This window comes from Isoptericola variabilis, from assembly GCF_050311655.1.
GTDB classification, from domain to species: domain Bacteria; phylum Actinomycetota; class Actinomycetes; order Actinomycetales; family Cellulomonadaceae; genus Isoptericola; species Isoptericola variabilis.
Genome location: NZ_JBNOZM010000004.1, coordinates 96471 through 119857, shown reverse-complemented (window position 1 = coordinate 119857; position 23387 = coordinate 96471). Strand labels below are relative to the sequence as shown.

At 70.6% G+C, this 23387-nt stretch carries 22 protein-coding genes and 1 pseudogene; 10 read left to right on the top strand and 13 right to left on the bottom strand.

Annotation, left to right across the window (positions count from 1 at the left end):
* Positions 1 to 63 precede the first annotated feature (63 nt).
* Positions 64 to 192, bottom strand: coding sequence for a putative transporter small subunit (locus tag ACQP60_RS10365; protein WP_429731746.1), 129 nt, complete (start codon positions 190 to 192; stop codon positions 64 to 66).
* 566 nt (positions 193 to 758) lie between these two features.
* On the opposite strand from ACQP60_RS10365, the gene ACQP60_RS10360 reads away from it, so the two are divergent.
* The gene (locus tag ACQP60_RS10360) at positions 759 to 1187 is read left to right on the top strand and encodes a hypothetical protein (RefSeq protein ID WP_429731744.1); all 429 of its coding nucleotides are present in this window, start codon (positions 759 to 761) and stop codon (positions 1185 to 1187) included.
* A gap of 10 nt (positions 1188 to 1197) precedes the next feature.
* Here ACQP60_RS10360 and ACQP60_RS10355 read toward each other — a convergent pair whose 3' ends face one another.
* The 3 genes from ACQP60_RS10355 to ACQP60_RS10345 are packed head-to-tail and all read right to left on the bottom strand — an operon-like array spanning position 1198 to position 4230.
* Positions 1198 to 2019, bottom strand: coding sequence for a carbohydrate ABC transporter permease (locus ACQP60_RS10355; protein ID WP_429731741.1), 822 nt, complete (start codon positions 2017 to 2019; stop codon positions 1198 to 1200).
* A gap of 8 nt (positions 2020 to 2027) precedes the next feature.
* Complete coding sequence (locus ACQP60_RS10350) at positions 2028 to 2978, bottom strand: carbohydrate ABC transporter permease (protein WP_429731738.1); 951 nt, start codon at positions 2976 to 2978, stop codon at positions 2028 to 2030.
* A gap of 46 nt (positions 2979 to 3024) precedes the next feature.
* Entirely contained in the window at positions 3025 to 4230 is a 1206-nt protein-coding gene (locus ACQP60_RS10345; protein WP_429731734.1) for a sugar ABC transporter substrate-binding protein, read from the bottom strand.
* Between the two features lie 158 nt (positions 4231 to 4388).
* On the opposite strand from ACQP60_RS10345, the gene ACQP60_RS10340 reads away from it, so the two are divergent.
* From ACQP60_RS10340 to ACQP60_RS10325, 4 genes are read left to right on the top strand one after another with little or no spacing between them, the layout of a single operon-like run.
* Entirely contained in the window at positions 4389 to 5399 is a 1011-nt protein-coding gene (locus ACQP60_RS10340; RefSeq protein WP_429732709.1) for a LacI family DNA-binding transcriptional regulator, read from the top strand.
* Positions 5400 to 5448: 49 nt separating this feature from the next.
* Positions 5449 to 7764 carry an alpha-xylosidase gene (gene yicI / locus ACQP60_RS10335; protein WP_429731731.1) on the top strand — a complete coding sequence of 772 codons (2316 nt, stop codon included), beginning with the start codon at positions 5449 to 5451 and terminating at the stop codon, positions 7762 to 7764.
* Positions 7761 to 8699, top strand: coding sequence for an NAD(P)-dependent oxidoreductase (locus ACQP60_RS10330; protein ID WP_429731728.1), 939 nt, complete (start codon positions 7761 to 7763; stop codon positions 8697 to 8699). The genes yicI and ACQP60_RS10330 overlap by 4 nt, the downstream gene beginning before the upstream one ends.
* 7 nt (positions 8700 to 8706) lie before the next feature.
* The gene (locus ACQP60_RS10325) at positions 8707 to 9225 is read left to right on the top strand and encodes a gluconokinase (RefSeq protein WP_429731725.1); all 519 of its coding nucleotides are present in this window, start codon (positions 8707 to 8709) and stop codon (positions 9223 to 9225) included.
* A 63-nt stretch (positions 9226 to 9288) separates the two neighbouring features.
* On the opposite strand, the gene ACQP60_RS10320 is transcribed toward ACQP60_RS10325, so the two are convergent.
* Positions 9289 to 10170, bottom strand: a complete 882-nt coding sequence (locus ACQP60_RS10320; RefSeq protein ID WP_429731723.1) for an alpha/beta hydrolase — start codon at positions 10168 to 10170, stop codon at positions 9289 to 9291.
* Between the two features lie 38 nt (positions 10171 to 10208).
* Entirely contained in the window at positions 10209 to 10763 is a 555-nt protein-coding gene (locus ACQP60_RS10315) for a DUF6999 family protein (protein WP_429731720.1), read from the bottom strand.
* A gap of 451 nt (positions 10764 to 11214) precedes the next feature.
* On the opposite strand from ACQP60_RS10315, the gene dcm reads away from it, so the two are divergent.
* A complete protein-coding gene (gene dcm / locus ACQP60_RS10310) occupies positions 11215 to 12714 on the top strand; it encodes a DNA (cytosine-5-)-methyltransferase (RefSeq protein ID WP_429731717.1) in 1500 nt (499 codons plus the stop codon).
* A gap of 18 nt (positions 12715 to 12732) precedes the next feature.
* On the opposite strand, the gene ACQP60_RS10305 is transcribed toward dcm, so the two are convergent.
* The 4 genes and pseudogenes from ACQP60_RS10305 to ACQP60_RS10290 all read right to left on the bottom strand — a co-directional run.
* A complete protein-coding gene (locus tag ACQP60_RS10305; RefSeq protein WP_429731714.1) occupies positions 12733 to 13491 on the bottom strand; it encodes a hypothetical protein in 759 nt (252 codons plus the stop codon).
* Between the two features lie 4 nt (positions 13492 to 13495).
* Positions 13496 to 14245, bottom strand: a complete 750-nt coding sequence (locus tag ACQP60_RS10300; RefSeq protein ID WP_429731711.1) for a hypothetical protein — start codon at positions 14243 to 14245, stop codon at positions 13496 to 13498.
* Between the two features lie 26 nt (positions 14246 to 14271).
* Complete coding sequence (locus ACQP60_RS10295) at positions 14272 to 14730, bottom strand: very short patch repair endonuclease (RefSeq protein WP_429731708.1); 459 nt, start codon at positions 14728 to 14730, stop codon at positions 14272 to 14274.
* Between the two features lie 66 nt (positions 14731 to 14796).
* Positions 14797 to 15012, bottom strand: a pseudogene (locus ACQP60_RS10290) (HNH endonuclease); the annotation flags it as partial.
* A 47-nt stretch (positions 15013 to 15059) separates the two neighbouring features.
* Between ACQP60_RS10290 and ACQP60_RS10285 the strand changes: the two are divergent.
* The 3 genes from ACQP60_RS10285 (at position 15060) to ACQP60_RS10275 (ending at position 19111) form a co-directional block, all read left to right on the top strand.
* Entirely contained in the window at positions 15060 to 16004 is a 945-nt protein-coding gene (locus ACQP60_RS10285) for an alpha/beta hydrolase family protein (RefSeq protein WP_429731705.1), read from the top strand.
* Positions 16001 to 16444: a MarR family winged helix-turn-helix transcriptional regulator gene (locus ACQP60_RS10280; protein ID WP_429731702.1), complete on the top strand. Its 444-nt coding sequence runs from the start codon at positions 16001 to 16003 to the stop codon at positions 16442 to 16444. Before ACQP60_RS10285 ends, ACQP60_RS10280 begins: the two co-directional genes overlap by 4 nt.
* Before the next feature lie 93 nt (positions 16445 to 16537).
* Positions 16538 to 19111: a DUF4268 domain-containing protein gene (locus tag ACQP60_RS10275; RefSeq protein ID WP_429731699.1), complete on the top strand. Its 2574-nt coding sequence runs from the start codon at positions 16538 to 16540 to the stop codon at positions 19109 to 19111.
* Between the two features lie 38 nt (positions 19112 to 19149).
* Here ACQP60_RS10275 and ACQP60_RS10270 read toward each other — a convergent pair whose 3' ends face one another.
* On the bottom strand, positions 19150 to 19620 hold the full coding sequence (locus tag ACQP60_RS10270; RefSeq protein WP_429731696.1) for a hypothetical protein: 471 nt from the start codon (positions 19618 to 19620) through the stop codon (positions 19150 to 19152).
* Positions 19621 to 19813: 193 nt separating this feature from the next.
* Here ACQP60_RS10270 and ACQP60_RS10265 point away from each other — a divergent pair, with 193 nt between their 5' ends.
* Positions 19814 to 21598 (top strand): SpoIVB peptidase S55 domain-containing protein, encoded by a 1785-nt coding sequence (locus tag ACQP60_RS10265; RefSeq protein WP_429731693.1) that lies wholly within the window; start codon positions 19814 to 19816, stop codon positions 21596 to 21598.
* Positions 21599 to 21642: 44 nt separating this feature from the next.
* Here ACQP60_RS10265 and ACQP60_RS10260 read toward each other — a convergent pair whose 3' ends face one another.
* Together ACQP60_RS10260 and ACQP60_RS10255 are read right to left on the bottom strand one after the other, a co-directional pair.
* Positions 21643 to 22053: a hypothetical protein gene (locus ACQP60_RS10260; RefSeq protein WP_429731690.1), complete on the bottom strand. Its 411-nt coding sequence runs from the start codon at positions 22051 to 22053 to the stop codon at positions 21643 to 21645.
* Between the two features lie 459 nt (positions 22054 to 22512).
* A complete protein-coding gene (locus ACQP60_RS10255) occupies positions 22513 to 23304 on the bottom strand; it encodes a hypothetical protein (RefSeq protein WP_429731687.1) in 792 nt (263 codons plus the stop codon).
* Between the last annotated feature and the right edge of the window lie 83 nt (positions 23305 to 23387).

The window sequence follows — 23387 nt, the reverse complement described above, 5'->3', positions numbered from 1 at the left end:
CGGACGCGCTCCTCGACGCCGTCGGACGACGGCGTCGAGGAGCGGCGGCCACGGTGACCTGGGCTAGATGATGCTGCGCCCCTCGGCCTTGGCCTCACGCAGCTCGCGGTAGAACGCGCGGCTGACCACGAAGAGCACGCCGGCCACGACGACCGGCCAGACGAGCACGTACACCGTCAGCAGGAACGTCATCGGATCCCCTCTCCTGCCGCGACGGGCTCGCCCCGTCGCGGGTCGTCGACCACTCTCTCGTCAGGGAACCGGAGCACTGGTGCAGGTCCGGAGGGACGGGTCGGCGGAACGACAACTAGGCGGGCGGGACTCGTCGCGGGCAGACGGGGCAGCACGCACAGTTCTGCGCGTACCGTGCCGGCTGGGTCGACAGCACGGAGCTCCCTCCGGTCGTCGGCGCCCTGACCTGGGCGCATGGCGTCCCGCCGCGGTCGGGGCGTGCGGGTGCCAGCACGCGCACGGGCCGGCGGGTCGGTGACGGGACCAGGGGGAACTCTCGCGAGTGCGCGCCGACGAGACGATGCGTCGAGGTTCCACGGGCACGGCGCGATGGGCCGATGAACAAGGCCGTCGGGTCACGTCTATACCAGAAAATGGGCACAGAACTCCCACGCATGCCAGTCGAGCTACCTCACACGTGAAACCCGTCGCTCCCGACGGACCGCCCTGCCAGACTCGCGGGCCTGACACCCGACGACAGCGGCAACGAGGCGCCCGTCGCGACGCCCTCCCTCCGCACCGCGCGCGTGCTGCGCGTCACGGAGGAGACGTGCGACGTCTGGCGCCACGGCGGCATCGCCGTCGTCGCGTTCGCGCCGACCATGCTCGCGCCGCGCACTGAGCGCGTCTCCCCCGGCCACCTCGTCGCGATCGCGACGCCGACGGACGGGCGCGACGTCGTCGTGTGGCGGTGGCACGACGCCGTCGTCCTCGGCGAGGAGGGCGACGGGTCGTTGCGGCTGTGGGAGCCGGCGCACGGCGAGGTGCTCGCGCGGCCGCGGCCCGGCTGCCGCCACCTCGAGCCGGGCCGGCGCGCCTACGCGTCGGCGGGCCTCCCCGGCGCGGACTGGTGGGTGGCCGCCGCCGTCGGCACCGACGACGTCCCGCCGGTCGACCTCGAGGAGGTCGCCGCGTTCTACACGAGCAACGGGCTCTGGGCGGCGGCCCTCGGCTGAGGCGGCCGACTCACTTCACCGCGCCACCGAGCGCCCCGGCGGCGATGTACCGCTGCGCGAGGACGAGCAGCACGATGGCAGGGATCGACGAGATGACGGCGCTGGCCATGACGGGACCCCAGCTCTGCACGTTGCCCTGCAGGTAGTCGTAGATGCCGAGGGTGATGGGCTTGATGTCCGCGCCGGTGGTGAGGGTGAGCCCGAACATGAAGTCGCTCCACGCGAACAAGAAGCTGAACAGCCCGGCCGTGATGAGCGAGTTCTTGCTCACGGGCACGATGATCGACCAGAACGCGCGGAAGTGGCCCGCGCCGTCGACCCGCGCCGCCTCGGTGAGAGCCGGCGGGATGGACCGCATGAACGCGCTCATGATGAGGATCGCGAACGGGATGCCGTGGGTGGCGTTGGCGAGGATCAGCCCGACGTACGTGTTGAGCAGGCCCAGGTCGTTGAACAGCGTGTAGAGGGAGTTCGCGATGACGATGCCGGGGATCATCTGCGCCAGCAGCAGCACGAAGAGGAAGATCCCCATGCCCCGCAGGCGGAACCGCGACAGCGCGTAGGCGGCGGGCGTGGCGATCGCCAGGGACACCAGCACGGCGCCGAGGGCCACGATCATGCTGGTGACGAGGTTGCCGGTCTGGTCCTCCCACGCGCGCTGGTAGCCGTCGAACGTGACGCTCGTCGGGAAGAACGAGCTGTTCGCGGCGGTGCCGCCGCCCTGGAGGGACACGTTGACCATCCAGTAGACGGGGAACAGCATGAACGCGAGGAGCACGATCCCGACGATCGTGTACCGCAGCTTTCGGGCGTCGGTGGTCGTCTGATTCACGATGAACCTCACTCATCCACGGCGCGCTTGTTGACGCGCAGGTACACGACGGCGAACACCAGCGACACCACGATGAGGATGTTGCTGACGGCCGCACCGGTGCCGAAGGAGAACTCCTGGAACGAGCGCCGGTAGGAGTCGGTGGCCAGGGTCTGGGTCGCGTTGGCGGGTCCGCCGCCGGTGAGACCCAGGATGATGTCGAGCACCTTGAGCGTGTAGATCACGCCGAGCACGAGGACGACGCTGACCACGGGCCGCAGGTTGGGCCACGTGATGTGCCAGAACGCTTTGGCGCCCGTGGCGCCGTCGAGCGCGCCGGCCTCGTAGAGCTCGTCGGGGATGTTCTGCAGCCCGGAGTACAGGAGCGTCATGTTGAACGGGATGCCCACCCAGACGTTCACCATGACGACGGCGATCAGCGCGACGTCGGGGCTGGTGAGCCAGTGGACCGGCGCGATGCCGATCGAGCCCAGCGCCTCGTTGAGGACGCCGCCGTCCTGGTCGAGGATCCACTTCCACACCGCGGTGCCCGCGATCATCGGCAGCAGCCAGGGCAGCAGGAGCAGTGACCGCAGCACGTTCCCCAGCGGGAACCGTCGCTTGAAGAAGAGGGCGAACAGCAGCCCGATGACGAACTGGCCGACGATCGAGCCCACGGTGAACAGCGCCGTGTTGAGCACCGTGGTGCGGAACAGGCTGCTCGTGACGACCTCGGCGTAGTTGTCGAGGCCGACCCACGGCGCCTCCCCCGAGACGAAGGTCCGCACGGTGTAGTCCTGCGACCCCATCACGAGGTTCTTCACGATCGGGTACCCGAAGAACACGAACACGTACGCGATCGCGGGCACGAGGAACAGCCACTGGGCGGTCCGCTCGCGCAGCCGGGCGCGGCTGCGCCGGCGTGCGGCCCCGGGTCCGGGCGCGACGACGGGCGCCGGGCCGGCGAGGGTGGTGGTCATCGTCGATCCTTCCTCGGTGACGACGCGCGCGGCGTGGGCGTGCGCATCAGTGCTCCGTCGCCCGCTCGAGGGCTTCCGCGGGAGACTCGCTCCCGGTCAGCGCGAGCTGCTGGGCGGTGTAGATCTGGGTGGCGGCGCCGGGCCAGTCCGGCCCGAGCAGGGCGGTGCGCGACCGGGCGGTCTGCACGGTGTCGACGAACGTCGCGACGACCGGGTTCTCCGCGGCCGCCTCGGCGGCGACCTCGGTGTCCGACGGGACGGCGCCGCGGCCGGTGGCCATGGCGAGCTGGTGCTCGCCGCGAGTCACGCAGGCGACGAAGTCGCCGGCCTTCGCCATCTTGTCGGGGTTCCCGGTGCGCGGGACGGTGAACGCCTCGCCGCCGAGCGGCGCCTCGAGCGTGTCCCCCGCCTCCGGGACCGGCAGCGGCACGGCGGCGTAGTGGAGCCCCTCGGCCGCCTCGAGCGCGGGCATGTTCCACGGGCCGTTGACCATCATGGCGGCCTTGCCCGCGATGAACTGGTCGTTGACGTCGTTCTGCGACCAGTTGACGACGCTCGACGACGCGTACCCGTCCTGGACGAGGCCGTTGACGAAGGAGAGCGCCTCGACCGCCTCGGGCGACGTGAGATCGTCCTCGTCCGCCCCGTTGCTCCACAGGTACGGCAGGAACTGCCAGGTGCCCTCGAACGTGTTGGCCGCGCTGAACGCGAGGCCGTAGCGTCCGTCGGCGGTCAGTGCCTCGGCGGCCGCACGGAGCTCGTCCCAGGTGGTGGGCGGCTCGATCCCCGCCTCCGCGAGCGCGTCGACGTCGTAGAACAGGCCGACCGTGTTGACGACGGGCGCGATGCCGTACAGGTCGCCGTCGTAGGTGCCCGCGTCGACGACACCCCGCGGGAATCCCTCGCCGGTGATGCCGTAGTCGGTCAGCGGGCTCAGTGCGCCGGACGACGCGATCTGCTGCACGTCGGGGTTGTCGAGCATGAGGACGTCGGGGAGCGTGTCGGACGACGCCTGCTGCAGCACGGTCGCGATGAGCCCGGAGCCCGCCACGTGGTTGGCCTGCACCTTCATGCCGACCTCGGCCGCGCACGCGTCGTAGATCTCCTGGTACACCGGCGCGCTGGTGTCGGACAGCGTGTCGGTCACGACCAGGGTGTCCTCGTCCGCACGGGCACCGCCGCTGCAGGCGGACAGGCCCAGGACGACGGCGGCGGCCGACGCCGCACCGACGGCGGTGTGGGTTCGTCGCACAGTCGTAGCTCCTTCGCTCGGTTCACGTGACGGCGAGGTTAGGCACGACCCGGCGAGACTGTCAAAGCGCTTTACCAATCTCGTCCGGCTGTGTGATCATCGATCCGCAAGACCGTTCCCAAGCCTGTTCCCGACCCGAGGAGTGCCCGTTGGTGACCATGCAGGACGTGGCCGACCGGGCCGGCGTCTCCCTGACGACGGTCTCGTTCGTCGTCAACGGGACCAAACGCGTGGCGCCGGCGACGCGCACCCGCGTCGAAGACGCGATGGCCGACCTCGGGTACCGCCGCAACGTGCTCGCCCGAGCCCTCGCGAGCCGCCGCAGCCACATCGTGGCGCTCGTCTTCCCCGCCCTGCAGCACCGCCTCGGCAGCACCGCGCTGAGCATCGTCACCGCCGCCGCGAGCGCCGCCACGGAGCGGGGCTTCAACGTCGTGCTCTGGCCGGTGGACGACGTCGCGCAGCTCGACGACTACCTGTCCGGCGGCCTGGTCGACGGCGTCCTGCTCATGGAGGTCACCGCCGACGACCCGCGCGTCGCGCTGCTGACCGAGCGGGAGGTGCCCTTCGGGCTGATCGGCCGCACCGAGGACACGACCGGACTGTCGTACGTCGACATGGACTTCGCCGGCATGGTCGCCACCGGGCTCGACCACCTCACCGAGCTGGGCCACCGCCGGGTAGCCCTGTTCCTCGGCGAACCGGGCGGGCCCTCCGGCCCCGCGTGGTCGGGGTACGGGCCGGTCGTCCGCACCGAGCAGGCATACCTGGCCGAGGCGGCGCGTCGAGGGCTCGACCCGCTCGTCGTCCGCGGTGGCCAGGACCCGCGCTCGGGCCGACAGGCCGCCACCGCCCTGGCCGCCGACCACCCCGACGTCACGGCCGTCCTCGTCCTCAACGAGGCGGCGCTGTCGGGGTTCGTGAACGGGCTCGTCGCGGCCGGCCGGGCCGTCCCGGACGACGTCTCGGTCCTCGCGCTCGCGACGTCCGCCGCGGACCTCGCGACGGCGGACCCGGCGGTGAGCGCCGTCGTCGCGCCCGGTGCCGAGCTCGGCACCCGCAGCGTGCACGGCCTCGTCGACCGCCTGGGCGACCCGTCCGCCGCCCCCACCCACGACCTCCTGCCCGGCTCGCTCCAGCTCGTCGGCTCCACCGCCGACGCCCGCTGACGCCCGCCGGCGGGCACCGCACCACCCGCACCACGGAAGGCCCACCCCCATGAAGTTCACCGACGGTTTCTGGCATGCCCGCCCCGGCGTCGCGATCCACTACGCCCGCGAGGTGGACCGGGTCGCCGCCGAGGGCGCGCGCCTGCGCTCGGTCGCGCCGACCAAGGTCGTGCGGCACCGCGGCGACACCCTGAACAACCCGGTCATCACCACGACGGTGTCGTCGCCGATGGAGAACGTCGTGCGCGTGCAGCACGTGCACCACAAGGGGCGGCCGGAGCCTCGCCGCTTCGACCTGGACCTCGTGGACGGGACCGGCGACGCGAAGGTCGTCGACGGCGAGGGCACGCTGACCACCGGCGACCTCAGCGTGCGGCTGTCGGCCGGCAAGACCTGGGAGCTGTCGTTCCATGCCGCGGGCCGCCGCCTCACCGGGTCGAGCGGCAAGTCGGTCGCATGGGCCGACGTCGCGCCCGACGCCTCGGTGGACCACGGCCCGATCGAGCTGCGCCGCGAGGGACGCACCAGCTACGTGTTCGACCAGCTCGACCTCGGCGTCGGCGAGCTCGTGTACGGCCTGGGCGAGCGCTTCGGCCCGGTGGTGAAGAACGGCCAGACCGTCGACATCTGGAACTACGACGGCGGCACTTCCAGCGAGCAGGCGTACAAGAACGTGCCGTTCTACCTCACCACCGGCGGGTACGGCGTGTTCGTCAACGACCCCGGGCACGTCTCGTTCGAGGTGGGCTCCGAGGCCGTCGAGCGGGTGCAGTTCTCGGTGCTCGGCGAGGCGCTCGACTACTTCGTCGTCTACGGCCCCGACCCGAAGACGATCCTCGAGCGCTACACCGCCCTCACGGGCCGCCCCGCCGAGATCCCGGCCTGGAGCTACGGACTGTGGCTGTCCACGAGCTTCACCACCGACTACGACGAGGCCACGGTCAACTCGTTCATCGACGGGATGGCGGAGCGGGACATCCCGCTGAGCCTGTTCCACTTCGACTGCTTCTGGATGCGCGAGTTCAACTGGTGCGACTTCGAGTGGGACGAGCGGACCTTCCCTGACCCCGAGGGCATGCTGGCCCGGTTGCACGACCGCGACCTGCGGGTATGCGTCTGGATCAACCCGTACATCGCCCAGCAGTCCCCCCTCTTCGACGAGGGCATGGCTGCCGGCTACCTGGTGAAGCGTCGTGACGGGTCGGTGTGGCAGTGGGACCGCTGGCAGGGCGGCATGGGGCTCGTCGACTTCACGAACCCGGACGCGGCCTCCTGGTACAAGGACAAGCTGCGCGTCCTGGTGCGCCAGGGTGTCGACGCCTTCAAGACGGACTTCGGCGAGCGCATCCCGGTGGACGTCGAGTACTTCGACGGCTCCGACCCGGAGCGGATGCACAACTACTACACCCACCTCTACAACGAGGCGGTGCACGAGGTGCTCGCCGAGGAGCGCGGCGCGGGCGAGGCCGTGCTGTTCGCGCGGTCGGCCACCGCGGGCGGGCAGCAGTTCCCGGTGCACTGGGGCGGCGACTCCACCGCGTCGTACGTGTCGATGGCCGAGTCGCTGCGCGGCGGCCTGTCGCTCGCGTACAGCGGTTTCGGCTACTGGAGCCACGACATCGGCGGCTTCGAGATGACCCCGGACGCCGGGGTGTTCAAGCGCTGGACGGCGTTCGGCCTGTTCTCCAGCCACAGCCGCATGCACGGCAGCGGGTCGTACCGCGTGCCGTGGATGTTCGGCGAGGACGAGTCCGACCCGACTAGCGCCGTGGCCGTGACCAGGAAGTTCGCGCGGTTCAAGAACCGGCTCGCGCCGTACCTCGTCGCCGCCGGGCACGAGGCCCACCGGTCGGGCACGCCGATGATGCGGCCCATGCTGCTGGAGTTCCCGCACGACCCGGCGGTGCACCACCTGGACCGCCAGTACATGCTCGGGTCGGACCTCCTCGTGGCGCCGGTGTTCAACGCGGAGGGCGACGTCGACCTCTACCTGCCCGACGGCGAGTGGGCCGGGCTCCTCACGGGCGAGCGCGTCGCCGGCGGCCGCTGGGTGCGGGAGAACCACGGCTTCGACTCGCTGCCCGTCTACGTGCGCCCCGGCGGTGTCATCCCGCTGAGCGCCCACGAGGAGCGTCCCGACGCCGACCACCTCGACGGCCTGACCCTCCTCGTGCACCCCGGCGCCGACGGCTGGTCGCGGACCGTCGAGGTCGACGGCGTCGGCGGCGAGGCCGTCGCGTTCACCGTCCGGCGCGACGGCGACGACGTGATCGTCGAGTCGTCGCTCGCGGTGGGCTGGTCGGTCGAGGTCGTGGGCGGCGCCCGCGCGCAGGCCGCGGACGGCGCCGCCCGGGTCGCGGCGTGAGCGGCACGACGTCGGGCCCCGGCGTCAGCGTCGCGGGCCCGGACCCGCGGCCCGGCTGGCTGCCGGACGCCGTCGCCCGGGCCGGTGCGCGCCTGGTCGCGCCGGGCCCGGAGACGGAGGGACTGCTCTGGTTCGGCGGCGACCTCGCCGACCTGCGGGAGGCACTGACGTCCGCGCCCGGCACTCGCTGGGTCCAGTTGCCGTCAGCCGGGGTCGACGCCTATGCGGAGGGCGGGTTCTTCGCCGCGGACGGCGTCACGTGGACGTCCGCCAAGGGCGCGTTCTCGCGCCCCGTGGCGGAGCACGCCCTCGCGCTAACCCTGGCACTGCTGCGGCACCTGCCGGAGCGCGCCCGCGCCCGGTCCTGGGGCGAGTCGGCCGGCACGTCGCTGTTCGGGGCCGACGTGCTCGTGCTCGGTGCCGGCGGCATCGCCCGGACGTTCCTCGACCTGCTCGCGCCGTTCGGCACGCGCAACGTCGTGGTCCGCCGTCGGGCGGAACCGGTGGACGGCGCCGAGCGGACCGTCACCACGGACCATCTCGAGGCCGAGCTCGCCCGCGCCGACGTCGTCGTGGTGGCCGCGGCGCTCACGACGCAGACGCGCGCGCTGCTCGGGGACGCCGAGCTGGCCGCCATGAGGCCCGGCGCCGTGCTGGTGAACATCGCGCGCGGTGGGCTGGTCGACACCGACGCCCTCGTGGCCGCGCTGGCCTCCGGCCACCTGGGCGGAACCGCGGTCGACGTCACCGACCCGGAGCCCCTGCCCGACGGCCACCCGCTGTGGGACCTGCCGACCGCTTTGATCACCCCGCACACCGCGGACACCGCGGAGATGGTCGCGCCGCTGCTGCGCGCGCGGGTCGAGGAGAACCTCGGCCGCTTCGTCGCGGGCCAGGCGCTCGAGGGCGTCGTCGACCACGCCGCGGGCTACTGACGTGGCCGTGGCGACCAGGGGCGACGTGCGCGGCGTCGTCGTCATGGGGGTGGCGGGGTGCGGCAAGTCGACGGTGGGCGGCCTGCTCGCCGCCCGCCTGGGCCTGCAGTTCGTGGACGCCGACGACCTGCACCCGCCGTCGAACGTCGCGAAGATGTCGGCCGGGACTCCCCTGACCGACGACGACCGTCGTCCCTGGCTCGCCCGTGTCGCGGAGGTGCTCCGCGACGGCGACGACGGCGCACCGACGGTCGTGGCCTGCTCGGCCCTGCGGCGGTCGTACCGCGACACGCTCCGGGCCGGCGCGGGAGGCGACGTCGCGTTCGTCCACCTGCACGGCGACCGCGACCTGCTCGCGCGGCGGATCGCCGCGCGAGCGGACCACTTCATGCCGCCGGCGCTCCTCGACTCGCAGCTCGCCACGCTCGAGCCGCTGCGCGCCGACGAGACCGGCGTGGTGGTCGACGTCGACCGGTCCGCCGACCGCGCCGTCGACGTCGTCATGGGCTGGCTCCGCCGGACCTGATCGCCATCCCTACGCGGAGACCTGCCATCTCGACGTCGCGCCCGGCCGGCGCCGACGCCGCTGTCAGACGGCAGGAGCGCCGGTGCCCTCGAGGAACTCCCGCAGGGCGGCGGCCACCTCGGCCGGCGCCTCCTCGGCCTGGTGGTGGCCGGACGGGATCAGGCGGTGCCGTAGCGGCAGCTCCAGCCAGGGCTCCCAGATGGCGGCCGGGTCGCCGCGGATGTCGAGGTCGTCCCCGGTCGACTCGAGCAGGAGCGTCGGGCACCCCACCCGGCGCCCGGCGGCGCGGTCGTCCTCGTCGTGGCGTCGGTCGATGCCGAGCCCCGCGCGGTAGTCCTCGCACATCCCGTGCACGACGGCGGGGTCCCGCAGCGCGGCCCAGACGTCGGCGTGGTTGCCGGGCCCGATGACCTCGGGCGGGGGCGTGCGGTACCAGGCGTCGGGGTCGGCGGTGATGACGCGTTCGGCGGGCTTCTCGTCCTGGGCGAGGAACCACCAGTGCCACCAGGCGCGGGCGAACCGCGCGTCGGTGCGTTCGAGGTGCTCGACGACGGGCAGCCCGTCCATGACGACGAGGTGCGTGACCCGCTCCGGGTGGTCCATGGCGGTGCGGAACGCGACCAGCGAGCCGCGGTCGTGGCCCACCACGGCGAAGCGGTCGTGACCCAGGGCGGACATCAGGTCGACGACGTCCCGCGCCATCGCGCGCTTGCTGGACTGCGCGTGGTCGGGCGCGTCGGGCGGCAGGGTCGACCTCCCGTAGCCGCGGAGGTCGGGGCACACGACCGTGTGGTCGTCCGCGAGCAGCGGCGCGACGGCGTGCCACGTCGTGTGGGTCCGCGGATGCCCGTGCAGCAGTACCACCGGCGTGCCCGTGCCCCCGTGCCGCACCCGCAGCGTCACCTCGGGCAGGTCCACCCGGTCCAGCCGGAAGCCGTCGAACATGCGGCGACGCTAGCAACGCGCCCGGGAGCACGCCCTCCCTACTCCCCCTCGTCTCGCTGCCGCGCGATCGAGACCAGATGGGCGTGGGCGTACTCGCACACCAGCGGGTGCCGGTAGACGAGCTGCGGGACGTCCACGTTCGTGTCCATCCACAGGCTCAGGGCGCCCATCTTCCAGTGCTCGAACGTCTCGTCGTCGGTCAGGACGGCGAGGATGCTCAGGAAGGAGTCGTCGAAGCGCAGCGAGTGGATCGCGCGACGGAACTCCTCGAGGCTCAGCGCGATGCAGAACGGGATGTTCATCAGGCACAGGGCCGTCTGGATGTCGAAGCTCAAGAGCCGGCGACGGCGTCGTTCGGGGTCGAGTTCAGGCACGTCGAGCTGGGCGAAGTCCAGGCGCTCGGGCGCCGTGATGTCGATCCCCTCGAGCGCGATGAGCACGTCGTAGACGTTGACGTTGTGCTCGACGACGGCGTTGTCGCCCAGCCCGGACAGCGTCGTCGGGCGCAGCGTGACCGGCTCGATGGCGGCCGGGGTGTTGCGGATGATGAAGTTGACCAGGTTGGTCTCCAGCCGTCTGGGAGCGCCCCTCACATGCCGCAGTCCGCGCCCGAGCCGATACCCGGAACCGTCGTCGGCCTCGCCGAGGCCGCTTGACTGGTGACGACTTCGTGCGGGTCTGACCCCCTGGCCGACACGTCGGACCCGTACCGGGGATCGAAGGTCGCCCAAGTGACCGGGGAGGACTACGACTAGGAGACCCCATTCGGCCCCGTCCTGCGGCACGATGCCGAGTGAGTGCCCTTCTCGATATCGGATGGCTCGACACCGAGGCCAGGGTTCGCGGCGAAGGGCTTCGGGTGGCATGGGCTGGTAACGATCGAGCCCGTGAGCAACCGGGAGGTGCTCGTGGAGTGACGTTCAGCACCGGTCTGGCCCCTCATCGACCACGACACGAACACGGCCAGGCAGTATGTTGCCCGCTTCATCCACAGGCCGCGTCGTCGGTGGAGGAAATGTCTGAGGCACGAGCTAAGCTTCCCTCATGACCGACGCCGCCCCCACCCCGGCCTTCAAGTACATCGACCTGTTCGCAGGGATCGGTGGATTCCACGCGGTGCTCGACGCGATGGGCGGCGAGTGCGCCTACGCGGTCGAGATCGACCCCGCGGCCCGCAAGGTCTACGAGGCCAACTGGGGCAAGAGCGCGCTCGGCTCAAACGACCGGGGCGACATCACGCTCGACACCGCGGGTGAGGAGGTCGACGTCCCGGATCATGACGTGCTCGTCGCCGGGTTCCCGTGCCAACCGTTCAGCAAGTCCGGCGCGCAGAAGGGCATGGACGAGGCCAGGGGGACGCTCTTCTTCGACATCATGCGGATCGTCGAGGACCGCCGCCCCACGCTCGTCCTCCTGGAAAACGTGCGCAACCTCGCGGGCCCCCGCCACGTCCACGAGTGGGAGGTGATCATCAAGTCGCTGCGCCAAGCGGGCTACCGCGTCAGCCACAAGGCGGCTGTCTTCTCCCCCGCCGGCATCGCGCCCGAGCATGGCGGGCACCCTCAGACCCGCGACCGGGTGTTCATCGCAGCGACGCGCATCCGTCCTGAGGAGCCGAGCCAGACATACCGCCAGCGCGAGGCCAAGAGCACAGGCAACTTGCCGGATCCGTTCGAGGACGTCGAGCCGATCTCGCTCGACAAACTGCGGATGGACCGCGCGTGGGACCTGATGACGGACCTCCCGCTCATCGACAGTGACGACGTCCCCGGGACTCGCGTGTCCGCCGACGAGTGGCGCTGGATCGACCACTGGGACGAGTGGGTCAAAAAGGCCCGGGCGATGCTCGTGCACGAGGCTGACCGTGACGGCCGCGAGGCCAAGGAGCTCCCCGGGTTTCCGATCTGGGCGAACGTGTGGACGGCTGACGAGAACGAGCGCCAGCGCGCACTCAAGCAAGCGGCGGGAATGGCGTGGAAGGTCAGTCACCTAACCAAGAACTACGAGATGTACGACCGCATGCGTGCATTCGACAAGGACTGGACCGCGCGGTGGCTCGGAACCACCCGCCAGTTCCCCGAGTCGCGGCAGAAGTTCGAGTGGCAGGCCCAGTGGGAGACGTCGGTGCGCGAGTGCGTCATCTCCCTTCGGCCCTCCGGCCTGCGGGTCAAGCGGCTGACGCACCTGCCGGCCCTGGTCGCGATCTCCCAGACCCCGATCATCGGGCCACTCGAGCGACGCCTATCTGTCGTCGAAGGCGCACGCCTCCAGGGGCTGCCCGACGAGTTCTCCTGGGCGGGCCAGAAGGACGCCGCCACCTGGAAGCAACTAGGCAACGGCGTCAACACCGGCGTCGTGGCGCAGGCCCTGGCAGCCCAGGTGGAACGGGACGCGTGGCTACTGGAGAATGACGTGCGCGGGCAGCGGGTGCTCGACGCTGTCCGCAAGACCATGGCCGAGACCGGCGGCGACCTCCGCACGAAGATCCGGGAGGCCGTGCTCCGCGGGCAGGCGAGGGCGGCAGACGTGACCGCCGCCCGCTGACCGGGACGGACTGCGCGCCTACCAGGGATGCCGGGGGTCGTAGCCCGGCTCCCGGTCGGGACGACGGATTTCCCACCCGAAGACGACGCCCTTGCCACCGGCAGGGTGGCGCCACGCGTCGAAGCCAGCCTGAGCGCGGGGTCCCTTCAGGAAGCTTCGCAGCCCGAGGATCGCGTCGGCGAACTCGATCAGCGGACGGGTATGCAGCGGCCCGTTGCGGTCCACGAGCCGCTGGATCCTGTCGATTCGGGCCACCGCGTCGGGAGCGGTGTGCAGGTATCTCGCATGGGCCAGGGTCGTGGCGTCATAGTCGAAGGACCACGCGACGACAGCCACACGGCGGGTGAAGCCATACTCGCGCAGCCGCAGCGCGTCGTGGAGCAACCCACGGTCCTTCAGATACGGCGACAGGACCTTCTGAGTCTCGTGGTCGCCGTTGCCTCCGTTGTCGCCGACGAACTGCAGCCGCTTCACCTCGATCCCCCACTCTTCCTCGGCCTTCCCGGCGCCGTCGGTGGTGAGCACATGGTCGAGCTTCGTCGTCGCAGGTACCGCCGTGGTCGGGTACTTGACTGACAGGCGGTGGACCCGACGCTCGCCCGGGTGCAGATGCTCCCACGCATCGTCGATCGCCCGCATCGCGGGCTCCTCGTCGAGCGTCTTGAACCCGGGCAGGTACGCGCTGCCGGTGCGGCGGTTCTGCCCGACCGCCTGCGTGGTGGCGTCGACATGCTGGATCGCCTCCGCGTACCGCTCGACGATCTGCTGGAGTTCCACGCCGTCAGCCTTTGGTGAGGCTGGTCACGAGCGCCGTGAACTGGTCCTCGCTGATCGCGCCGGACTCCTTCAGCGCAACCAGGTCCTTCAGTTCGGTGACGATCGAGCCGGAGGCAGGCTTGGCCTCACGGAACAGCGTCGACAGGCGCGGGAAGTGCTCAGGGGCGAGGAGCTCCTGCGTATAGTCCATGCCCGGATCGTGCGTACCGGTGCCGGGGTTTACCGGCAGGCGGCAGGCGGCGACGCATTCGGGGTGGTCCTGCGCGTGCTGGGCGATGTGCCGGAAGCCGATGACCCAGGCATCCGGCTTCTTGCGGGCGTTCGCCACAGTGTCCGGGTGGGCAGCCGGGTCGACGAAGACGACGCCGGGCAGGTGCGGGGACAGAAACACCGTCGGCTCGGTAAAGCCGTTGCCCGCGCCGCCCAGCCCGTTGGTGAGCCGGTACTCGCTGCGGTTTGCGCTCGTCTGGTTCTTGACCGACCACAGGCCTCGCGCCTGGGCGAGCAGGTCGCGCAGGTCGAACCCCTTCGCCGAGTGCCCGCCGGGGATCGAAATGACGCCCGCCTTGTACGCCGCCGCCGCGAGGATCCACTCGACCGCACCGCCGGAGATGAAACGTCCGCCCGGGTCCGATGGATTCACCCGGTTCACGTTGAGGTCGAGAGCCCTCTCTAACTCGCCGCGCAGGCCCGGGTCGGTGGCAAGGGCCATGCGGAAGGCGTCGAAGGCGGTGGAACTACTGGTCCGGGACATATCCGCAGGCTACCGACCGCATGGTGTTATTCGTCCCGGTCTGGCGTACCGCGCGGGTGAATGATGCCCACCGTTGACGCTGCGGCGATCCTCGCAACCACCGCACCGACGTCCTGGACGACTTCGTGCTCCCACGTGCGCACGGCGATCCAGCCCGCGTCCCGCGCCAGCCTGGTCGACCGCTCGTCACGCTGACGGTTCCGCTCCATCTTCTGCGCCCACAGATCCGCGTTCGGGCCGGTCCAGGCCGTGCGGCGTCCGTGCTCTGGGCACCCGTGCCAGAAGCACCCGTCGACGAACACGGCGATGCCGTGCCTGGGCAGCACAAGGTCCGGCGTGCACCCCTTCTCGATGGACGGGTGCAGCCGGAACCGGAACCCAGCGGCGTGGAGCGCGCGCCGCAGGGCTACCTCTGGCGCGGTGGAAGTTTTCACCCGCCCTGCAAGGTGCCTGCCCGCGTCCGTGCTCGTCCAGCGCTCGGTCACGACTCGACCGTAAGCGATCGGCGCAGGCGCTGTGGGTAGCTCGCGCTCGTTGTCACGGGAGCAACCTCAGAGTCCGGCCCATCTGCGCTGCTGCTCGAGTGCGGCTGTGGACGGGAACTTGGCCGGGTCCTCCGGGCGCCGCATCGTGGTGCCGCCCAGCGCCGCCCCGTAGTCGGCGGTCGCGAGTTTCGGTGCAAGCAAGACCTCGAGGCTCGACTCGTGCACAGCCAAGAGACCCCTGTCCCAGAGCCGGTGCAGGTCCACCCGCAGGAGTATCCCGTTCGTCGCGAAGGTCCGACATCCGTCTGCAGACCGCTAAGGTACTTCGCATGCGAAGTGACGACGCAGCGACGGTGGAGCCCGAGGAGCTGCGGATCCAGATCCCGGCGGGAGGCTGGGTCGTCGGCACGGTGCGGAAGCCGACGGACGAGCCGCCCCGCGGCGTCGTGGTGATCCACCCCGCGACGGCGGTGCCCGAGCGCCTGTACACGGGGTTCGCGGAGTTCCTCGCTACCAACGGCTACGTGGCCGTCACGTACGACTACCGCGGCACGGGCCGGTCAGGCAGCCCGCGCGAGCATCGCGGCCTGCGCATGCGGGACTGGATGTCCGACGACGTCCCCGCGGTCGCGGCGTGGGCTCGCCCGCGGTTCGGCGACGTGCCGCAGCTGGCGATCGGGCACAGCATCGGCGGGCACGCCCTGGCGCTGGGGAACGGCTCGCGAGGCCTGGCGGGGTTCGTCACGGTCGCGTCGCACGTCGCCGCGACATCGACGATCCCCGACCGCGCCGAGCGGGCGCGCGTCCGGCTGATCCTGCGGGTGCTCGGCCCCACGACAGCCCGGCTGCTGGGCTACGTCCCCGGCCGCCGCATGGGCCTCGGGGAGGACATGACCGCCGCCGCGATGCTCGAGTGGAGCCGCTGGACGACCATGCCGCACTACTTCTTCGACGACCCCACCATGCACGCCGGCGCGGACGCCGCGCGCGTCAGGGGCGACGTCCTCGCCGTCGGGTTCACCGACGACCCGTGGGCCACGCCCGCGCAGATCGATGCCATCACCGACCATCTGACGGCCGCCCAGGTCGAGCGCCGCACGTGGAGCCCCGCCGACGGTGGCGTCGAGACGATCGGGCACCTGGGCTTCTTCCGCCGCGGCTTGCGCGACACGCTGTGGCCCGAGCTCCTCGCCTGGCTCGACGCCCGCGCCGAGGCTGCGCCGGCGCAGGAGGACGGGAACGTCCGCTTCCGCGCCAGGAAGCCGCGACGATGACGCGCCGCCCGCCGCGGCTGGTGTTCCTCACCACCGCGGCGGAGCGCCAGCTGCGCCGCTGGATCGCGCGGCGCGGCGGCGCGCACACTGCCGGGAACGGTGGCCAGGGGTTCGGCGCCCCCGCGGCCGGCGTGCTGCTGCACCTGGCCGACCACCCCGGCGCGTCGATCGGCGAGGTGACCGCCGCACTGCAGGCCTCCCCCGCCGGCGCCAGCGGACTGCTCGCACGCATGGAGCGCGCCGACCTCGTGCGACGTCGTGCCGACCCCGACGACCGCCGCACCGTCCGCCTGGACCTCACACCCACCGGGACCGCGGCGCTGGACGACGTCCGCACCGCGCTCGCCGAGCTGAACGACCGTCTTTCCGACGGCTTCACGGACGACGAGCTGGCCACCGTGAGCCGCTGGCTCGAGCACGTGACACGTACCCTTGCCTAGCCGCTAAAGAGTCTTCGGGATCGGTCGGACGGAGGCGGAGACCATACGGGCCCGCCAGATGCCACAGAGACTCTCTCGGCACAGACGCGACCTGTGATCGAGCGATACGGTGCACGCCAGGGCTGGCTTGTTGAGAACGCGGAGGCATGCGTGGTCAAGGCGACGGAGACGAACTTCGCGGGAGTGCTGGAGGGCAAGAAGCAGTATCAGGTCCCCCTGTATCAACGCACGTATGCGTGGGGGAAGAAGCAGCTCGACCAGCTCTGGAACGACATCGTCGAGCTGGCTCAGGCGCGACGCTCCGACCCGTCCGCGACGCACTTCATCGGGTCGCTGGTCCTCGCCGCCAGCCCGGACTTCGCCGTCGTCGGCGTCGCGAAGCTCCTCGTCGTCGACGGTCAGCAGCGGTTGACCACACTCACCTTGCTCCTTGCGGCGCTCCGCGACCATCTCATCGAGACTGGTGCCCGAGAGCGCGCTGACGGCGTGCACGCGCAATATCTCGCCAATGTGTATGACAAGGGCAAGCCGTCAAAGGTCCTTCCGACACAGGCTGACCGCCCCTCCTATCTCGCCGTGGTGCACGCTTCGCCGGAGGCCGGTGGAGGCGACGCGGTGGGCGAGGCGTACAACCACTTCCGGGCCAAGATCGCGGCAGCCGATGACCCGGAGGATCCCCACGACCTCGAAGAGATCGAGAACGCGATCGTCCGCGGCCTCGCCGTCGTTGTCGTCACGGCAGAGCCCGGTGACAACGCTCATCGCATCTTCGAGTCGCTGAACAACACCGGTCTGCAGCTCAACCAATCCGACCTCCTCAAGAACTACCTGTTCATGCGGCTCGGTGAGAAGGCAGACCTCGTCTACGAGAACGTGTGGCTGCCGCTGGAGAAGAAGCTCAGCGCCGACAACCTGGAGCTCCTCTTCTGGCTGGACCTCGTCCAGACCGACGAACGTGCCAAGCAGTCCGACACGTACGTCGGCCAGCAGAAGCGGCTCGAAAAGCTGAGGACGGCCCAGGGGATCGAAGACGAGGTCGTCCGTATCGCCAAGCTCGGCGAGGTGCTCGCGACCATCCTGGATCCCTTGCGTGAGGAGGACGCCGAGATTCGCCGGCGTCTTCACAGGATCAAGGCCTGGGGTTCGACGACGGCGTACCCGGTCGTGATGCGACTCCTCGACCGGCGCGATACGGGGACAGCGACCGCAGAGCAGGTGGCCCGCGCCCTGACCTACCTCGAGTCATATTTCGTGCGCCGTATCGTCATCGGGCGGGCGACGGCCAGTCTCAACCGCACCCTCCTGCAGGCGGTCGGTGCGATCTCGGGCGACCAACCGGTCGACGCTGCTCTTCGTGACTACCTCTCCCGAGGTCGCAAGTACTTCGCCACTGACCGGCAGGTTCGAGAGGCAGCCGCCACGGTCCCGTTCTACTGGCAGGGACGGGCAGCACAAAAGAAGCTCATCCTCCAGTGGATCGAGGAGTCGTACGGCTCCAAGGAGCCGATTGATCCGACCAGGCTCACGATCGAACATGTCCTGCCCCAGACGCTCACCGAGGCTGTCCGGGACGATTTCGCGGCGGGGCTCCCCGGTGATTCCGACATCACCTACGAGCACGAACGCATCGTTCACACGTTGGGCAATCTGACCCTCAGTGGATACAACAGCGAACTCAGCAACAAGGGCTTCGAGGCCAAGCGACAGATGCTCGCTCAGAGTGGCTTGCGGCTGAACCGCGAGGTTGTGGCCCACACCACGTGGGGCCAGAAGGAGATCCTGGCGCGCAGCGCGGCTCTTGCGGAGAAGATCATCGAACTCTGGCCCGGCCCGGACGAGACCGTCGTCGGTGCCGCGGCAGCCGAACCATCCACCACGAGGGCGACGGTTGCGTCGATCGTCGCGGAGATCCCGGCAGGCAGGTGGACCACCTACGGCGAGGTCGCCATCGTTGCGGGGACCTACCCTCAGCCCGTCGCTGCCATCATTAGTGCGCATCCGATGGCCAACGCATGGCGAGTCCTCCAGGCCGGGGGAACCATCTCGCCTGGCTTCCGGTGGTACGAGCCAGAGCGGAAGGACGACCCCATCGAGTACCTCAAATCTGAGGGCGTGACATTCGATGACGCGGGTCGGGCCTCCGCAGACCAGTTCATCGCTGCCACGGAGCTGGCGGCCCTCGTCGGGCTCGACATCGACCAGGGTGGCTGGCGAGCCAATGGCCAGGCGGTCGGTGCTGCAGCGAACAGTGACCTGAGCGCTCAGCAGCAACGCTTCTTCGCGCTCGTCCGCGACCTCGGCGAGGCCAACAGCACCCTCGTGCAGTCCTGGCCCAAGGCGCCACCGCGCTATTGGATGGACGTGAGCATCGGTTCAGGACGCGCGCACATCAGTCTGACGGTGAGCTCGCGGGCCCCGACTGCTGACTGCGAGCTGTACATCGTGCACGACAAGAAGCTCTTCGCCGGACTGTATGCCCGCAGGGGCGAGATCGAGGAGGCCGTGGGTTCACCACTCGAGTGGCTGGAACTCCCGACGAAGAAAGCGAGCAAGGTCATCGCACGGGGCGTAGGGGACTTCCGCGACCCCGATCAGGCCCCGCAGCTCGCTCAGTGGCTCGTCACGATGGCGGAGAGGTTTGCGGCTGTCTTTCCTCAATACCTGTGAGGCCCCGAACGACGAGGGCCAGACCTCTTCCCTAGCGGTCACATCGTCCAGTCTGCGTGTGCTTCCATCGGTCCCCCGCACTCGGCCGTCCCGCCGACGCGCACCCAGCCGACGTCGACCTCCGTCCGCGCGAGCACGTCGCCGTCGTCGTTCAGCGCACGCAGCGTGATCGAGCGCGGTGAGGAGAAGAGCGTGAAGGTCCACGTGTCGCCGTCGTGCGACGTCGGGATCACGGGCACCTGTGCGTCCGGCGGGTACGGCGGCTGCCACTGGTCGCCGTCGCACACCTGGACGACGGCCACCTGGGACGTGTCCCCCTCGAGCGTCACCTCGAGCAGGCTGGAGTAGCCGATCGCCGGGCATGCCTGCTGCGGAGTCGACACGCGCGGACCCACGACGGCGGCGACGACGGTGAGCGCGATGATGCCGAGCGCCGCCACCGCCACCCCGAGCGGCAGGCGCAGGCGGCGCGTGCGCTCCCGTGGCGGCCTCTCACTCGTGGTCGGCACTGCTCCCCCTCCTGACGCGGCCCCTCGTCGTCATCATGTCGCGTGACGAGCCGCTCTTGCGGGCGCCACGAAGGGAGCGGGCCCCGCGATTTCACCCGTGTCCACCGGAACGCCGGACCGCGCGGTCGAGGATGCTGTGGCCATGTCGAAATCTGCCGCAGGGGACGGCCGGGCGACGACGCCCACTCCCCCCATGGAAGGTCACCTTGCGGCACGCCGTCGGCGGCGGCTCCCCGGATCCGGAGCAGGCCGTCGCGCGGCCGGGCTGACGGCGTCCGGCACCGCCGGCGCGCTGGTCCTGGCCGGGCTGGTGGCGGTCGGCCCGTCGGCGACGGCGGCCCCCACCCCCGACTGCGCGGCACCGTTCCCCGTCGCCGAGGTGGCGAGCGGGGCGCCGGTCAACGGGCTGACGGTGAGCAAGGGCACCACGCCGCAGCCGTTCACAGGCGAGGTGCTCGGCGTGCTGGCGGACGGCATCGGCCCCGACCTGGACATGATCGTCGCCGAGCTGCACTCGCCGGCCATCGACGCGGCGGGCGGCATCTGGCAGGGCATGTCGGGGTCGCCGGTCTACGCGGAGGACGGGCGGCTGATCGGCGCGGTCGCATACGGGCTCGCCTTCGGGAGCTCGCCCGTGGCGGGCATCACGCCGTACGAGGACATGCAGGGCTACCTCGGCGCCGCCAAGGCAGCCCCCGAGGTGGCGGTGGGAACCCGCCTGGCGACGCGGATCGCGGCAGAGACCGACGTGACGCGGGCCGAGGCCTCCCAGGGCCTGCAGCAGCTGCCGATGCCGATGGGGGTCGGCGGGATCGACCCGGCGCGCGCCCGCAAGGCGGTCAAGGCCGCGGGCGGCAGCGAGCTGGTGACGGCAGACTCCTACCGCATCGGCCGGTCGAGCGGCACCGCGGCCGCAGGCATCGACACCGTGACCGCCGGGGGCAACGTCGCCGCGGTGCTCTCGCACGGGGACATCACGCTCGCCGGTATCGGTACCGCGACGTCGGTCTGCGGAAACCGGGTGGTCGCGTTCGGGCACCCGCTGTCCTTCACGGGCCCGACCCGCCTCGGGCTGGCGGCCGCCGACGCGGTCTACGTCCAGGAGGACCCGCTGGGCGTGCCGTTCAAGGTGGCGAACCTCGGCGACCTCGGCGGGACCGTCACCGACGACCGGCTCGCCGGGATCGCCGGCACCTTCGGCGCGACTCCCACCGCGACGCCCGTCAGGTCGAAGGTGACCTACCACTCCAGGTCGCGCACCGGCACGACGCAGGTGCTGGACCGGTCCGCCCTCGGCGACGTCACCCTCCTCGCCGGTGTCGCGAACCACGACCGTGTCGTGGACGGCATCATCGGCGGGTCGGAGACCCACGCCTGGACGATCACGGGCACCCGCAGCGGCAGCCCGTTCACCTTGCGGTACGCCGACCGTTACCAGGCGGCCGCCGACGTCGGCTCCACGGGCGCCTTCGACCTCGCGACCGTCGTGGCCACGCTCTCGTCCATCTCGAACGTCAAGCTCACCGGAGTGGCCAACGACGTCAAGGTGGGCGACAACGGGCGTCGATACAGGGTGGTGAAGATCCAGCAGCGGACGGGCGGCAAGTGGGTCGACGTCACCGGCAAGACCGCGAAGGTCCGGGCCGGCAAGACCCTCGTGCTGCGGACCCAGCTCGTCGGCTCCGACGGCATCACGCGGTCCGTCTTCCGCGAGGAATTCTCGATCCCCCAGCGCCTCAAGGGCCAGACGGGCGTGGTCACCGTCGTGGGCGGCAACTCCTTCCAGGACGAGTTCTCCGGCCCGACGTCGTTCACCTCGGTCCAGAAGCTCCTGCAGGGCAACCTCCGCAACGACGAGATGAGGATGAACCTCGACATCGGCGGCGGCAAGACCGCCTACGAGCGGACACGCACGTCCGACGTCCTGACCCGCGTCGTCGGCGGGCAGAAGCAGGTGCGGGTCCGCGTGATCTCCTGAGCGCGCCCCGGCGTCGGGGGCCCCGGCGTCCGGCGCGTGAGCCGTCAGAGCACCCAGGTGGCCTCAGCCTCGGTCGGGCCGCCGCACTCGGGCGTTCCACCGACCCGCACCCAGCCGACGTCGACCTCGGTCCGCGCGAGCACGTCCCCGTCGTCGTCCAGCGCACGGAGCGCGATCTGGTTCGGCGGAGAGAAGAGCGTGAAGGTCCACGTGCCGCCGTCGTGCGTCGTCGGGATCGCGGGCACCTCCGCGTCCGGCGGATATGGGGGCTGCCACTGCTCGCCGTCGCGCACCTGGAGGACGGCCACGTCCGACGTGTCTCCCTCGAGCGTCACCGTGAGGACGCTGGAGTAGCCGATCGCCGGGCACGCCTGTGGTGGCGGGTCGGTCACGCCCGGCCTCACGACGGCGGCGACGACGGTGAGCGCGACGATGCCCAGCGCAGCCACCGTCACCCAGGGCGGCATCCCGAGACGCGGACGCGCCGGTGTCGGCGGCCCGTCACCCGCGGAAGGCACCATCGCTCCTCCCGACGTGGCCCGTCGTCGACATCATGTCGCAGGGCAGGCGGTTCTTGCGCGTGCCGCCGGCCCCGCTCGTCATCCAAGCCCGCCCACCCTGGGCGAGTCAGGGCGACTGGGCCCGATCCCGCCCGACTGCGCGATAACACCACAACCGGCCAGTGGAGCATGTACTGGCTCGACCGGAAGCCGAGGCTCCACGAGTACAAGCGCAAAGACCGACGAAGAACGCCAATAACCTGCTCGACCATCTCGGCAACCACGCGGACCCGATCCTGAAGATGAGTAGTTGGCTCCGGACTGCGGCAGCGCGCGAGACCGCCGATGCCAGCAGGAGCTCCGCCCCAAGGCGCTCGTCTCACGCCATGACAACAAGCCTGCACCAACAGGGCATCAGTCGCGTTCCCCGAGGCGCGGTGTGGAAGTCGACTTCAGGGTGAATCCGCCCTGGGACGCCAAGTCCCCCACGCGCGCGGAGATGGTGTCGCGAAGCTCGAGGGACACACCAGGTGAGCTCTGCAGGTTCACCCGCCATCCCACGTAGATGACCTCGCCGACGTGCCCCACCTGGATCTGGGTTGTGCGGCCCTTCGAATCGGCCACGACTCCGTGTGTCTCCATGTCGACCCCGCTTCGGCGAAGCTCGTCAATGACTCTCCCGCCGTTCGCCAGGACTAGGCCGATGCTCTCGCTGGCGAGCTGCTGGCGGAGGAACTCCCGGTCCTGCTCGATCAGTTCCTTGCGGACAGGTGCACGCAGCTCCCCCCAGACTGGGTCGGTCGCCCACTGCACCAGGTCGAGGTGGCATGCGATCCGCCGCTCGTACGTCGCGCCGAGAGAGGCCTCGAGCAACCTGTCGAGCGGCCGGAACCACCGCCAGTACGGATTTCGCCCCGTGTCGAAGTAGGCGTAGCAGTCCGCCAGGACTTGGGCGACAGTGTGATCGGACGCGTCCTCCAGAGTTTCCACCCCGAGCGAACGGTGCGTCGCGAGGCGGCGCTGGTCGCCGTCGAGCCAGACACCCTTGACCTCGAACTCGATCCTGCTCGGGTTCAAACCGACTGTCGCGACCCGCGCTGTCGACGCGTCGCCGAATGCGACGACCGGCGTCGAACCCGGCACCACGTTCGCACCTTCGGGAACCGCCGCGCGGATCCGGTCGGCGACGTAATGCGGAACGTCCATGGGGCTCCTTCTTCTCTGTCGGGTCCCGTACCTGCCGTCCAGGCTCGTACGCCGACGTGCTGGCCGCGACTCCCGAGGCCGAA

Bases quoted from the DNA above. Each gene is read 5' to 3' on its own strand.
- ACQP60_RS10365 (WP_429731746.1), bottom strand. From the start codon at position 192: ATGACGTTCCTGCTGACGGTGTACGTGCTCGTCTGGCCGGTCGTCGTG.
- ACQP60_RS10350 (WP_429731738.1), bottom strand. From the start codon at position 2,978: ATGACCACCACCCTCGCCGGCCCGGCGCCCGTCGTCGCGCCCGGACCC.
- ACQP60_RS10340 (WP_429732709.1), top strand. From the start codon at position 4,389: ATGCAGGACGTGGCCGACCGGGCCGGCGTCTCCCTGACGACGGTCTCG.
- yicI (WP_429731731.1), top strand. From the start codon at position 5,449: ATGAAGTTCACCGACGGTTTCTGGCATGCCCGCCCCGGCGTCGCGATC.
- ACQP60_RS10320 (WP_429731723.1), bottom strand. From the start codon at position 10,170: ATGTTCGACGGCTTCCGGCTGGACCGGGTGGACCTGCCCGAGGTGACG.
- dcm (WP_429731717.1), top strand. From the start codon at position 11,215: ATGACCGACGCCGCCCCCACCCCGGCCTTCAAGTACATCGACCTGTTC.
- ACQP60_RS10300 (WP_429731711.1), bottom strand. From the start codon at position 14,245: ATGTCCCGGACCAGTAGTTCCACCGCCTTCGACGCCTTCCGCATGGCC.
- ACQP60_RS10285 (WP_429731705.1), top strand. From the start codon at position 15,060: ATGCGAAGTGACGACGCAGCGACGGTGGAGCCCGAGGAGCTGCGGATC.
- ACQP60_RS10280 (WP_429731702.1), top strand. From the start codon at position 16,001: ATGACGCGCCGCCCGCCGCGGCTGGTGTTCCTCACCACCGCGGCGGAG.
- ACQP60_RS10265 (WP_429731693.1), top strand. From the start codon at position 19,814: ATGGAAGGTCACCTTGCGGCACGCCGTCGGCGGCGGCTCCCCGGATCC.
- ACQP60_RS10255 (WP_429731687.1), bottom strand. From the start codon at position 23,304: ATGGACGTTCCGCATTACGTCGCCGACCGGATCCGCGCGGCGGTTCCC.